10 protein-coding genes are annotated in these 13,489 nt (G+C 35.9%); 6 read left to right on the forward strand and 4 right to left on the reverse strand.

What is annotated here, in order from left to right; genetic code table 11:
* Positions 1-15: 15 nt before the first annotated feature.
* Positions 16-486 (reverse strand): OsmC family protein, encoded by a 471-nt coding sequence (locus GQS07_RS08420; RefSeq protein WP_158210421.1) that lies wholly within the window; start codon positions 484-486, stop codon positions 16-18.
* A gap of 317 nt (positions 487-803) precedes the next feature.
* Here GQS07_RS08420 and GQS07_RS08425 point away from each other — a divergent pair, with 317 nt between their 5' ends.
* From GQS07_RS08425 to GQS07_RS08435, 3 genes are all read left to right on the forward strand, one after another.
* Entirely contained in the window at positions 804-3,065 is a 2,262-nt protein-coding gene (locus GQS07_RS08425) for an aconitate hydratase (RefSeq protein WP_158210422.1), read from the forward strand.
* Positions 3,066-3,260: 195 nt separating this feature from the next.
* Positions 3,261-4,577, forward strand: coding sequence for a solute carrier family 23 protein (locus GQS07_RS08430; RefSeq protein ID WP_158210423.1), 1,317 nt, complete (start codon positions 3,261-3,263; stop codon positions 4,575-4,577).
* Positions 4,578-4,696: 119 nt separating this feature from the next.
* Positions 4,697-5,263 (forward strand): TlpA family protein disulfide reductase, encoded by a 567-nt coding sequence (locus GQS07_RS08435; protein ID WP_158210424.1) that lies wholly within the window; start codon positions 4,697-4,699, stop codon positions 5,261-5,263.
* Positions 5,264-6,266: 1,003 nt separating this feature from the next.
* Here the strand turns inward: GQS07_RS08435 and GQS07_RS08440 are convergent.
* Positions 6,267-7,715, reverse strand: coding sequence for a glyceraldehyde-3-phosphate dehydrogenase (locus GQS07_RS08440; RefSeq protein WP_090407203.1), 1,449 nt, complete (start codon positions 7,713-7,715; stop codon positions 6,267-6,269).
* A 112-nt stretch (positions 7,716-7,827) separates the two neighbouring features.
* Positions 7,828-9,231 (reverse strand): S1C family serine protease, encoded by a 1,404-nt coding sequence (locus GQS07_RS08445; protein ID WP_158210425.1) that lies wholly within the window; start codon positions 9,229-9,231, stop codon positions 7,828-7,830.
* 137 nt (positions 9,232-9,368) lie between these two features.
* Between GQS07_RS08445 and dapF the strand changes: the two genes are divergently transcribed.
* Genes dapF through mltG form a run of 3 tightly spaced genes read left to right on the forward strand, consistent with a single transcriptional unit; the run spans position 9,369 to position 11,730 of the window.
* Complete coding sequence (dapF, locus tag GQS07_RS08450; RefSeq protein ID WP_158210426.1) at positions 9,369-10,154, forward strand: diaminopimelate epimerase; 786 nt, start codon at positions 9,369-9,371, stop codon at positions 10,152-10,154.
* A 4-nt stretch (positions 10,155-10,158) separates the two neighbouring features.
* A complete protein-coding gene (locus GQS07_RS08455) occupies positions 10,159-10,683 on the forward strand; it encodes a GNAT family N-acetyltransferase (protein ID WP_090407367.1) in 525 nt (174 codons plus the stop codon).
* Between the two features lie 9 nt (positions 10,684-10,692).
* Positions 10,693-11,730 (forward strand): endolytic transglycosylase MltG, encoded by a 1,038-nt coding sequence (gene mltG / locus GQS07_RS08460; protein WP_158210427.1) that lies wholly within the window; start codon positions 10,693-10,695, stop codon positions 11,728-11,730.
* 277 nt (positions 11,731-12,007) lie between these two features.
* Here the strand turns inward: mltG and GQS07_RS08465 are convergent, their stop codons facing one another.
* On the reverse strand, positions 12,008-13,480 hold the full coding sequence (locus tag GQS07_RS08465) for an efflux transporter outer membrane subunit (RefSeq protein WP_158210428.1): 1,473 nt from the start codon (positions 13,478-13,480) through the stop codon (positions 12,008-12,010).
* Positions 13,481-13,489 lie beyond the last annotated feature (9 nt).

Consider the following 13,489-nt stretch of genomic DNA (forward strand, 5'->3'; position numbering starts at 1 on the left):
CGCTTTTTTTATGGTTTATTCTTCGTTAAAGCATTGTGCGTGATGTTCTATTTCAAAATTACAGGAATTAGCAATAAAGCAGAGTTTGTTAGCTTGAATATGCAGTTGTAATGCTAACGCTTTTTGCGATTCATTTTTGATGCGTACTATCGGATTTAAAACTACTTTGGTTATACGCCCGCTGCCATCAGCATTTAGTACCAGTGTCGCTTCTGAATTATCTTCATAAGAAAGCACCTCTATATTGTGTTGCTGGCATACGTATAAATACGACATCATATGGCACGATGTAAGGGCAGTCAGTAATAAATCTTCCGGATTTAGCAATGTTGGGTCTCCTTTAAAGGCTTTGGCAGCAGAAATCGATAGAATCTCTTTTCCTTCTATTTTTATAGTATGGCTTTTGGCATACACCTTTTTGTTTGACTCTTTTAGCTTGTCGGTAGCAATCCAATTTAGTGCTGCTTTAAAAAGATGTTTGTACATAGTGGTTGTTTTAAATAAGAGGATGAATTCACAAATAGTATTTGCTACCTATGTGTTTTGGTTGGTTAGTTTAGATAAGGAGTGTGTAATAGTCACCCTTATTAACTTTAGTTTTATTCAAATTTAAACAAAATAGTCAACTAATTGCCTTTTGCAATACCATCCTTAAACTTTGCATTAAAGTATTCTTTGCAAACTTAATTTGTTTAAGTAGAATCGTTTTAAATTGAAGGTGTTAGCATTTTTTTAAAATATTAGTATGGAAATAATTAGTAATTTGGGAAGACGTAATTAATGTAGAATCAAATAAAATTAATATGGCTTTTGATATTGAAATGATTAAAAAAGTGTACGATAAAATGCCAGACAGAGTTGAAAAAGCTCGTCAATTGGTAGGTCGTCCATTAACACTTTCTGAGAAAATTTTATATACGCATTTATGGGAAGGACAACCTTCACAAGCGTTTGAAAGAGGAAAAGATTATGTTGACTTTGCTCCAGATAGAGTAGCTTGTCAAGATGCAACTGCACAGATGGCTTTATTGCAATTTATGCACGCTGGAAAAGAGAAAGTAGCTGTACCGACAACAGTGCATTGTGACCACTTAATTCAAGCAAAAGTTGGCGCTGCAACAGATTTAAAAGTTGCTGAAACGCAATCTTCAGAAGTATTTAATTTCTTATCATCGGTATCAAATAAATACGGAATCGGTTTCTGGAAACCAGGAGCTGGTATTATTCACCAAATTGTTTTAGAGAATTATGCTTTCCCAGGAGGTATGATGATTGGTACTGACTCACACACAGTAAATGCTGGTGGTTTAGGTATGTTAGCAATTGGTGTTGGTGGAGCTGATGCTGTTGACGTAATGTCTGGTATGGCTTGGGAGTTGAAATTCCCTAAATTAATCGGTGTTAAGTTAACGGGTAAATTAAACGGATGGACTGCACCTAAAGATGTTATCTTGAAAGTAGCTGATATTCTTACTGTAAAAGGAGGAACAGGAGCTATTGTTGAGTATTTCGGTGAAGGAGCTACTTCTATGTCTTGTACTGGTAAAGGTACAATCTGTAATATGGGAGCTGAAATCGGAGCTACAACTTCTACTTTCGGATATGATGATTCAATGAGAAGATATTTAGCTGCAACAGGTCGTCAGGACGTAGTTGCTGCTGCTGATAAGGTAGCAGAACACTTAACTGCGGATGCTGAAGTGTATGCTAATCCATCACAATACTTTGATGAGTTAATCGAAATTAACTTGTCTGAATTAGAACCACACATCAACGGACCATTTACTCCGGATAGAGGTACTCCAGTTTCTAAAATGAAAGAAGAGGCTGATAAAAACGGATGGCCTTTAAAAGTGGAATGGGGATTAATCGGATCTTGTACAAACTCTTCTTATGAGGATATGTCAAGAGCGGCTTCTATTGTTGAGCAAGCTGTTAAACACGGTATTACTCCAAAAGCTGAATTTGGTATTAACCCAGGTTCTGAGCAAATTCGCTTTACTATTGAAAGAGATGGTATCATTGATACTTTTGAGAAAATGGGAACTAAAGTGTTTACTAACGCTTGTGGACCTTGTATCGGACAATGGGATCGTGAGGGAGCTGATAAAGGGGAGAAGAACACAATTGTTCACTCGTTCAACCGTAACTTCTCGAAACGTGCGGATGGTAACCCAAATACACACGCTTTCGTAACGTCTCCAGAAATGGTGGCTGCTTTAGCAATTGCAGGTGATTTGAGTTTTAACCCTATCACAGATACGTTAATCAATGACAACGGAGAAGAGGTGAAATTACTTCCTCCAACAGGTGATGAGTTGCCAAAAAGAGGATTTGATGTAGATGATCCAGGTTATCAAGCACCAGCAGAAGATGGTTCAAACGTAAAAGTTGAAGTGTCTGCTGATTCTAAACGTCTTCAATTGTTAGAGCCATTTACTCCTTGGGATGGTAAAAATATTACAGGAGCTAAATTGTTGATTAAGGCTTTTGGTAAATGTACTACTGACCACATTTCTATGGCTGGTCCTTGGTTGCGTTTCCGTGGTCACTTAGACAACATTTCTGACAATATGTTAATTGGTGCTGAAAATGCGTTTAACCATTTGACAAACAATGTTAAGAATGAATTAACTGGAGAGTATGGTCCTGTACCTGCTGTTCAAAGAGCATACAAAGCGGCTGGTATTCCTACTATTGTAGTGGGTGACCAAAACTACGGAGAAGGATCTTCTCGTGAGCACGCAGCTATGGAGCCTCGCCATTTAGGAGTTAGAGCGGTATTAGTAAAATCATTTGCTCGTATTCACGAAACTAACTTGAAAAAACAAGGTATGTTAGCATTAACTTTTGCTAATGAAGCAGATTATGATAAAATCCAAGAAGACGATACAATCAACTTCTTAGACTTAACTGATTTTGCTCCTGGTAAATCGTTACATATTGAGTTCGTACACGCCGACGGATCTAAAGATGTAATTGAGGCTAACCATACGTATAATGCAAGTCAAATCGAATGGTTTAAAGCTGGTTCTGCATTAAATTTAATTGCTGCTGGTAAATAGTCATTTGACAAATACATAAGAATATAAGAAGAGATCATCTATAACAGATGGTCTCTTTTTTTTGTCTTAATGGAATTAATGTGCCTTGGTTTATGTATTTTTCTTTATAATATGTCTTTGTTTTTTCTATAAGACCAAAAGTGAATCATTTAAAAAGTTTAATTTTACGCAGTTTTAACAAAATGATAAAGAAGTATGGCTAAAGAAGAAAAGGCTATTGTATTGGCCGTTGATGAAAAACCAAAATTAGGTCAGTGGATACTATTGAGTATTCAACATTTATTTGCCATGTTTGGGGCTACCGTTTTGGTTCCTGCATTAACAGGTATGAATCCTGCAATTGCCTTAATATCAAGTGGAATTGGTACTTTGGTTTTTATTTTTATTACAAAAGGAAAAGTGCCTTCTTATTTAGGTTCGTCATTCGCTTTTATTAACCCTATTATCGCAATGAAAGCATTGGAGGCAGATCCTAATTCAGGAATGCCTGTTGGTAGCTTTTTAGTGGGGAGTTTCCTTGTTGGGGTTGTGTATTCGTTAGTGTCGTTAATCATAGCAAAAGCAGGTACGAATTGGTTGATGAAACTATTACCTCCAATTGTAGTAGGTCCTGTTATTATGGTTATCGGTCTTGGTTTAGCAAGTACAGCAGTGGGAATGGTTACTAATAATCCGGCTGGAGAGTATGATTTGAATTATGTGTTGATTGGATTAGTAACGCTTTCAATTACGATTATTACGGCTATTTTTACAAGAGGATTTTTAAGTGTTATTCCCGTATTAGTAGGAATAATCGGAGGATATACTTTTGCTTCTATAATGGGAGTTGTACATTTTGAAGCTGTAGCAAATGCTAAGTGGATTGCAGTTCCAGAGTTTATGATGCCTTTTATTGATTATGAACCATCTGTTTCTTGGTATGTAATTCTGTTGATGTTACCAGTGGCAATTGTGCCTATTGCAGAGCATATTGGACACCAATTGGTATTGAGTAAAGTAATCGGAAAAGATTTAATCAAAGAACCAGGGTTAGATAGATCTATGTTAGGAGATGGTGTAGCGACAATGTTGGCATCTTTGATTGGTGGACCACCCAATACGACTTATGGAGAAAATATCGGTGTATTAGCCATCACAAGAGCTTTTAGTATTTATATTTTTATCGGGGCAGCGTGTTTTGCTATTCTATTTGGATTCTGTGGAAAGGTAGCAGCCTTGTTAAGTACTATTCCGTCACCAGTAATGGGGGGAGTATCTATTTTGTTATTCGGTATTATTGCGTCAAGTGGGTTGCGTATGTTGGTAGAGAATAATGTAGATTTCAAGGTTAAGAGAAACTTGATTATTTCGTCTGTTATTTTAATTATCGGAATTGGAGGAGCAGCTATTCATATTGGAGATTTGTTTTCATTAGAAGGAATGGCATTAGCGTCTATCATCGGTATTGTTTTGAACTTAGTTTTACCAGGAAGGGAAGAAGTTAAGTTTGATGAGATGTTTAAGGATTCTTAAAAAGTGTTAAAATTATTATTATATATAATTATTGTTGGTTATACCGCTTGTTTTGTTCTATTTTTAATATTTAGAAGCTTTAGTACTATATTTGTATAAGTTTATTTTAAGCGATTACTATGAAAGAGAAGAAAAAGGGGAAAGGTTGGATATCTAATATTCTATTTATAATATTTATTGGGGTAGTGTTTTTTACGCCACTTGGAACAAGTTTTAAAGTATGGGTAAATCGCCTTGTTGCTATGAGTCCGTCTTTAGAGAAGCAAGAGGATGTGAAGAAGGTGAGTTTTGAAGACTGGATAGTTGTTGATGAAGAGGGTAAACCTTTTGATTTTACTACTGTAGAAGGTAAAGTTGTTATTATCAACTTTTGGGCTACGTGGTGTCCTCCTTGTATTGCTGAGAAACCGAGTTTTCAAGAGCTTTACAACGATTATAAGGATAAGGTAGTATTTATGTTTGTAACGAATGATCCAGTGGATAAGGTGAAAGCGTTTAAAGAAAAGAATGAATATACTTTACCTGTGTATTATGAAAAGAATAGTGCGCCAACAGAATTATATTCTACATCACTTCCGTCATCGTATGTGATTGACAAAAAAGGGAATATTGTGGTTAAGAAATTTAGAGCAGCCGATTGGAATAGCTCTAAGTTTAGAGTTACGTTAGACGAATTGCTGAAATAGCATTTTATATAGAAAAGAAAAAAACCTCTGAGCGTATTGCTTTCAGAGGTTTTTTTGTTTTTAGGGGGAACTGAGGTTTCGAAAACGGGGAACCGGTATTTGTGAAACGTGATGCGTAAAACGTGAAACGTCTTTATAGATATGTATTATGCATACTTTCGATATGTTTTATAGGGGTAAATATCCGTTCAGTATATCGGTAACCGAGAACGGGAACCGGTATTTGTGAAACGTGATGCGTAAAACGTGAAACGTCATTGTAATTATCGGTTTGTTTTATCGGTACAGACGCGATACTTCGCGTCTCCACATTGCATATATACGCCAAGATATTACGTTGCATTGCGGTATGCGTAGGGGTAAACCTATGTGTTTACCCCATATTAATTATCAATAATTAATCATACACATAAGTATCTTGCAGGTTATTTATAAATAAACAAAAGGGGGCGAACACACGGGTTCGCCCGTACGAGCGCGAGATGTGATAATCCAGTCAACATAAATGATGTGTCGGCAATCGAAAACCGAAAACGGGGAACTGGTATTTGTGAAACGTGATGCGTAAAACGTGAAACGTCATTGTAATTATCGGTACAGATGTGATACTTCACGTCTCCACATTGTATATATGCACCAAAATATTGCGTTGCATTGCGGTATGTGTAGGGGTAAACCTATGTGTTTACCCCATATTAATTATCAATAATTAATCATACACATAAATATCTTGCAGGTTGTTTATAAATAAACAAAAGGGGGCGAACACACGGGTTCGCCCGTACGAGCGCGAGATGTGATAATCCAGTGAACATAAATGATGTATCGGTAATCGAAAACCGAAAATGGGGAACTGGTATTTGTGAAACGTGATGCGTAAAACGTGAAATTGAAAACGGGGTACCGAAAATATGATGTGTAATTGATGCGTATAAATTATAAACAAAAAAAAGCCCGTTGTAACAATTACAACGGGCTTTATTATATTATAAAAGACTATCTACTAATAGTAAGTATAACGTCTAACTTGCGCTACATATTTAGCTAAACGGATAACTTGGTGGCTATAACCATATTCGTTATCATACCAAACGTACATAACAACGTTTTTACCGTCAGCAGAAACAATAGTTGCTTTACTATCAAAGATAGATGGAGCAGAAGTACCAACGATATCAGAAGATACTAATTCATTGTTGATTGAATATTTGATTTGCTCTACTAAATCACCATTTAAAGCTGCTTTACGCATAACTTCGTTTAACTCGTCAACTGAAGTTGTTTTTTCAACTTCTAAGTTTAATACTACTAATGAACCATTTGGAACTGGTACACGAATAGCGTTAGAAGTTAATTTACCAGCTAATGATGGTAATGCTTTAGCAACAGCACTTCCAGCACCTGTTTCAGTAATAACCATGTTTAACGCTGCAGCTCTACCACGACGGTATTTTTTGTGCATATTGTCAACCAAGTTTTGGTCATTTGTGTAAGCGTGGATAGTTTCTAAGTGTCCTTTTACTACTCCGAAATTATCTTCCATTACTTTAAGAATAGGAGTAATTGCGTTTGTAGTACAAGAAGCAGCTGACCAAATATCAACTTCCTCTGGGTTGTACTCAGTGTGGTTAACACCGTGTACGATGTTTGGAACACCTTTACCTGGAGCAGTTAATAATACTTTAGAAGCTCCTTTAGCAGTTAAGTGTCTCTTAAGGTCTTCGTCAGTTTTGAAAGCTCCTGTATTGTCAATGATAAGTGCATTGTCAATATCGTAAGCTGTATAATCAATCTCTTCTGGAGAGTTAGCAGAAATCATATGAACAGTAGTTCCGTTGATGATTAAAGCATTGTTTTCTGGGTCAGCGATAACTGAACCTTCGAAATCTCCGTGTACAGAGTCATATTTTAATAAAGAAGCACGTTTTTCTAACAAAGTAGCATCGTTTTTATCACGAGTTACAATTGCTCTTAAACGCATTTGTTGTCCTTTACCGATTTTGTTCATTAACTCACGAGCTAATAATCTACCGATACGTCCAAATCCGTATAATACAACGTCTTTTGGTACTAATTCTTCAGTTTCTTTAGCATCTTTTAATTTCGCGTTTACGAAAGCTAAAGCGTTACTGTGTTGGTTATCTTCTAAGTGGTATTCGTAAGTCAAACGACCGATATCAATTCTTGATGGTGGTAAGTCTGCTTTTTGAATAGCTTCAGCGATTTCTACTGAATCGAAAATGTTGATTGGTTTTCCAACAAATTTTGCAGCGTATTCGTGTAAGTTGATGATATCGCTTACGCTACGGTCGATTAGTTGATTACGGAACATTAATAATTCGATAGACTTATCATACCATAAGTCACTAACGATTTTAATGAATTCTACACAAGCCTTTCTGCGGTCTGCTTGAAATGCTAATTCCTTTTCGTATAAGCTATTGTTCTTCATATTTAGATTGTGTTGTGATAAATTCCTGCAAAAGTCCGTTTTTTTAATGAATTAATCAAATTCAAAATGACAAATTGGACTTTTTCTTCGATATTTTGGGTGAACATCTATTTTATATTAGTAAACGTAAATGTTCTCCTTTCAAAGTGACAATATCTGCCTTTATTTTTTGAGAAAGCCCTACCTGATTTAGGATGTCTTTGGCCTGATTTATAGACATAATTTTAATTCCATTGATAGAAATAAGCAAGCTACCCTCTAATTCTCTCTTGTAATTTGACAGTTCTTTGTCTGTAATTCGCACTATTTTGATACCGTAATTGATGTTGTTTTCTTCTCGATCTTCGTCACTTAATTCTTCGAATTCAATTCCCTTATAGGCAAATTGCTGATTCTCTCGTTTAATTAAGGCAATTTGCGTTTGCTGTGGTTCGTTATCTCTAATAAAACTAATATCAACTAAATCATTTGGTCTTTTTGTGTTGAGCACGGACTTAATATCTACAAATGTCTTAATGTCTTTGTTGTTGATTTTTGTTATGATATCTCCCGTTTTTATTCCTGCCTTTTCAGCTCCGGAATTAGGAGTAATCTCTTTGACATAAAAACCGTTTTTCGTGTTTTTTAAGTTTAGTTCTGCTATGAGCTGTTGGTTTAACTCAAAACCACTTACCCCAAGTACCCCTTGTTGTACGTTTCCATACTCTAACAAATCCTCAACTATTTTACGGGTTACATTAGACGGAACTGCAAAGGCATAACCGACATAAGAACCGGTGTTGGATGAAATCATTGTGTTGATACCGATTAGTTCTCCACGCGTGTTTACCAATGCACCACCACTGTTACCAGGGTTGATAGCAGCATCAGTTTGTATAAACGACTGTATACCTGTTTTAGATAAGTTTCTTGCTTTAGCAGATACAATTCCCGCTGTAACCGTTGAGGTTAAGTTAAATGGATTACCAACAGCCAATACCCATTCTCCCAATTGGATATTGTCAGAATCTCCAAATACGATGTAGGGCAGTTTGTCTTTAGGTTCTATTTTTAGCAGGGCAATGTCCATTTGTTTATCTGTACCAATGAGTTTTGCTTTATAAGTCTCATCGTTATTTAAGGTCACCTCTAATTCAGACGAATTAGCAATTACGTGGTTGTTGGTTACAATATATCCATCTTCTGTAATGATAACTCCAGAACCTGTACCCACTTGTGCTTGTGTACCTCCTTTATATCCGTAGAAAAATTCTAACAACGGATTAGAACGCGTAGTGATATAGCTTAGGTTTTTAACGTGAACTACCGCATTGACGGTGCTTTCTGCCGATTTTGTAAAGTCAAGACTGCCTGGAAGAGGAGTAATGCGCGATGCCTGAGTAGTGTCTGGCAACGCATTTTCAGTAGTATTTAGCTCTTGTGCTTGTTGTTTATTTTCAAATAAAATTTTATATCCTCCTAATGTTAGAGCACCACTAAGAAGACTGATAAAGAATATACTAAGAGTTTTCTTCATAATAGAATATTATTTAACTGTTTAAGAGTAAAAATAAGAAACTAAAATTTATAGAGTAAATGCTTTAACCAACACTTAACAATGTGAACTAACGCACAATTATTTGTAAATTTACCCCTTTAATAAATTAAAGGTATATGATTAAGTTTTATAAATATCAAGGAACAGGGAACGACTTTGTGATGATTGACAACAGAAGTGGGTTCTTTCCAAAACAAGACAAAGCGTTAGTTGCTTTTTTATGTCACCGTCGTTTTGGTGTAGGAGGAGATGGTTTGATATTATTAGAAAACGATGAACAGTACGACTTTAGAATGGTTTACTTTAACGCAGATGGTAGTGAGAGTACAATGTGTGGTAATGGAGGGAGATGTTTAGTTGCTTTTGCAAAGCAGTTGGGAATAATAACAAATGATAAATGCCGTTTTATTGCTATTGATGGAGAACACAATGCTACGATAGATAAAGATAACAAGGTGTCGTTACAGATGATTGACGTGCAAGAGATCACTGTAAATAAAGAATATTGCTTTTTAAATACGGGTTCACCTCATCACGTGGAGTTGGTTAGAAATGTAAAGGAGTACGATGTTTTTAACAACGGAAAGGAGATTCGCGAAAGTGAACTATATGCTCCAGGAGGTACTAATGTGAACTTTGTAGAGCAAGAAGGTCCTAATCATTTTAGAATAAGAACGTTTGAAAGAGGAGTAGAAGACGAGACTTTATCTTGTGGTACGGGAGCAACAGCGGTGGCTATCTCTATGTATTTAACAGGAAAGGCAGACGATACTACTATAAAGATTGACGTGGAAGGTGGGAACCTAAAGGTTGCTTTTGAGGTAGATGAAAACAAGAAGTTTAGCAAGGTGTTCTTAAATGGTCCGGCTGAATTAGTGTTTGAAGGAACAATTGAAATTTAAAGAGATGTTGCATATTCAAGGAGAAACGATTTATCTGCGTGCTTTAGAGCCAGAGGATTTAGAGTTTATATATCAGATTGAAAACGATATGTCGCTGTGGGAGGTTAGTAATACGCAAACGCCATACAGTCGATTTTTAATTCACCAATATTTAGAAAATGCCCATTTAGATATTTATGAGGCAAAACAATTGCGCTTGGTAATTTGTGATAAAGACGACAAGGCTACACTTGGATTGATAGACTTGTTTGACTTTGATCCTAAGAACAATAAAGCGGGGGTTGGAATCGTTATTCAAGACCTTAATGAACGCAATAGGGGTATTGGTTCAGAAGCGTTAGAATTGGTTATAAATTACAGCCAACAGTATTTGGGATTAAACCAATTGTATGCTAATATTGCAACTGATAATACGGCAAGTACACACTTGTTTACCAAGTATGGTTTTGAACTAATTGGCGTTAAAAAACAATGGAATAAAGTTGGCTCTGTCTATAAAGATGAGGCTATGTATCAATTAATATTTTAAAGAGTAGTTATGAAATTAAAGAACATCTTAGTTTTACTTGTAGTATTAGGAGGATTCGGTTTATTAGGATATCTGTACGTTTGGTACGGAAAGGCATTTTCTCCAAACTTACACGGATGGGATGAAAAAGAATATGTGTACTTAACAGAGGGAGATAATTTTCAAACTGTGGTTAAGAAGTTAGAGCCGTATTTGAATGATGTGAATGGTTTTGAGGAGATCGCTGAACAACGAAGCTACTCTGGAAATATTATGGGTGGAAAGTTCAAGTTGAGAAACGGAATGAACAGTTACGACCTTATTCAAGCTTTGAGAGATAATGTGCCTGTTCGTTTGACGTTTAATAATATGGAGCGCGTTGAAAACTTGGCAGGGCGTATGGCAGCACAAGTTGAACCAGATAGTTTAGCTTTCTTACAATCGTTTTACGACGAGAGTTTCTTGAAAGAAACAGGGTTTACAAAAGAGAATGTATTGACGTGTTTTTTACCAGAAACGTATGAGTTTTATTGGAATGTAAATCCGTTGAAAATTAGAAATAGAGTGCACAAAGAGTATATCCGTTTTTGGAATGCTGAGCGTGAGGAGAAAGCAAAAGCTTTGGGATTAACTCCTATTGAAGTGTCTATTTTAGCGTCTATCGTACAAAAAGAAACTTCTAAAAATGACGAGAAGTCTAAAGTAGCGGGTGTATATCTTAACCGCTTAAAAATGGGAATGCCTTTACAAGCTGATCCAACAGTGGTGTATGCTAAGAAATTATATACAGGTGATTTTGATCAAGTAATCAAAAGAGTGTACTTAAAAGACACTGAAGTACCATCTCCGTATAATACGTATCAAAATACTGGATTGCCTCCAGGGCCAATCTTTATGGCAGATAAGAATACAATTGACGCTGTGTTAAATGCAGAGAAACACGATTATGTGTATTTCTGTGCAAGCGTTGAGAAAATGGGGTATCACGAGTTTGCTGTTACTTTAGCGCAACACAATGCTAATAGTAGAAAATACAGTGCTTGGTTAAACCAAAATGGAATAAAATAAACAGTTTGTTTTTATACGTAAAAGAGGATGTCTATATAGGCATCCTCTTTTTTTGACTTGTAGTGTAGTATATTGTATTAGCGTTTTGAAAGTTTTAAATGGTTTTGATTTCATTGCGTTAGGATGATGAGTTCAAAGGCAATCTCAAAAAAGGGTGTGAAAGTAAGTATGAGGAGATAGCGTAGTGTCGGCATATAAAAGAAAAGGGAGAACATTGCGATGTTCTCCCTTTTAGGTTTTTCTATTTAAAGTTTGGTTACTTTACTCGTTTCGTAAACTATTTCCAACCTCCTCCAAGAGATTTGTATAGCTTAACTCTCGATAGCAATTTGTTTTGTTTAAGTTTATTCAAATTCAACTCACTATCAAGCATATTTTTTTGTGCGTTGATTACCTCAATATATGTTGCATATCCACTATTAAATAATAAGTTAGATTGCTTAACCCCTAATCTTGATGTAGAAACTTGTTCCTCTGCAATATCAATTTGCTCTCTCACAGTTTCAGATGTAATCAAAGCATCTGTTACTTCTGTTATTGCTGTGTAAACTGTTTTCTGAAAGTCAATCTCTGACTTCGTTCTTTCAATTTTAGCTACTTCAAAGTCTGTTTTTAGTTTCTTTTTATTGAAAATAGGAGCAGTAAGTTTACCAACTAAACCACCAAAAAGAGAACCAGGAATATTGAACCAATTAGATCCTAACATACTGTTTAATCCTCCTGTAAGGTCTATTTGTAATGATGGATATCTACTTGTTTGTGTTACCCCTACAATAGCATTTTTAGCTTGTAATTCTAATTCTGCTGCTTGTACATCAGGTCTTTGACTAATCATATACAACGGAATACCTGTTGTCAGGGTTTCGTCGTATTTCACATCAGCTAATTTGGTGTCCCTTTCAATATCATTAGGCAACTGACCAGTAAGTAATGACAAGGCATTTTCTTGAATAGCAATCTGTTGTTTCAAAGAAGGAATTAAGGCTTTGGCAACCAACATTTGGTTACGCGTTTGCTGAATCGCCAAGGAAGTGATTTGTCCCGCATCGCGTTGTAATTCTACAATCTTCAGGGTGTTTTTAGTCAACTCATAGTTGGTTTCAGCTACTTCCATTTGTGCGTCTAACAACAGTAAGTTGTAATATCCCTCAGCAATATTAGCAATTAAAGTAGTTTGTACTGCTTTCTTAGCCTCATTGGTCTGTAAGTATCTTGCTAATGCCTCTGTACTTTTACTCTTTATTTTTCCCCAAATATCTATTTCCCAGCTCAACCCTAAACCAGTGATGTATTGTGCCGAGTTTACATACATATTATCAGGAGCATCTTTCCCCTTGTCAGCATAGTACTTAGAAGAAGGCGAGCCATAGTAGTTTTGAGATTTATATTGATAAGAAACACTTCCCATATCCATATTAATTGAAGGCAACCATTCTAATTTAGCTTGGCCCGCTTTCATATTGGCAATTTCAATGTTTTTGACCGCATTCTGCATATCAAAGTTGTGTTCTAATCCTTTCTCAATTAAGTGGATTAACGTTTCATCTTCAAAGAACGTTCTCCAATCAATATCAGCAATACCAACAGAGTCGCTTGCTGTTCTAATTGAATCACTTTGTCCTCTATAGCTTTCAGGCAAGTCTAATTGAGGTGCTCTGTATTTCGATTGTGGTGCACAAGATTGTAATGCCACCAAAGCAGAAACCATCGAAGCATATAAAGTGTATGTTAATATTCTTTTTGTATTCATAGGTTTCTA

The organism is Myroides phaeus (assembly GCF_009799805.1).
Classification (GTDB): Bacteria; Bacteroidota; Bacteroidia; order Flavobacteriales; family Flavobacteriaceae; genus Flavobacterium; species Flavobacterium phaeum_A.

Excerpts from the sequence above, each read along its gene's own strand:
- GQS07_RS08465 (WP_158210428.1), bottom strand. The coding sequence starts at position 13,480 with ATGAATACAAAAAGAATATTAACATACACTTTATATGCTTCGATGGTT.
- GQS07_RS08440 (WP_090407203.1), bottom strand. The coding sequence starts at position 7,715 with ATGAAGAACAATAGCTTATACGAAAAGGAATTAGCATTTCAAGCAGAC.
- GQS07_RS08425 (WP_158210422.1), top strand. The coding sequence starts at position 804 with ATGGCTTTTGATATTGAAATGATTAAAAAAGTGTACGATAAAATGCCA.
- GQS07_RS08445 (WP_158210425.1), bottom strand. The coding sequence starts at position 9,231 with ATGAAGAAAACTCTTAGTATATTCTTTATCAGTCTTCTTAGTGGTGCT.
- GQS07_RS08455 (WP_090407367.1), top strand. The coding sequence starts at position 10,159 with ATGTTGCATATTCAAGGAGAAACGATTTATCTGCGTGCTTTAGAGCCA.
- GQS07_RS08430 (WP_158210423.1), top strand. The coding sequence starts at position 3,261 with ATGGCTAAAGAAGAAAAGGCTATTGTATTGGCCGTTGATGAAAAACCA.
- mltG (WP_158210427.1), top strand. The coding sequence starts at position 10,693 with ATGAAATTAAAGAACATCTTAGTTTTACTTGTAGTATTAGGAGGATTC.
- GQS07_RS08435 (WP_158210424.1), top strand. The coding sequence starts at position 4,697 with ATGAAAGAGAAGAAAAAGGGGAAAGGTTGGATATCTAATATTCTATTT.
- GQS07_RS08420 (WP_158210421.1), bottom strand. The coding sequence starts at position 486 with ATGTACAAACATCTTTTTAAAGCAGCACTAAATTGGATTGCTACCGAC.
- dapF (WP_158210426.1), top strand. The coding sequence starts at position 9,369 with ATGATTAAGTTTTATAAATATCAAGGAACAGGGAACGACTTTGTGATG.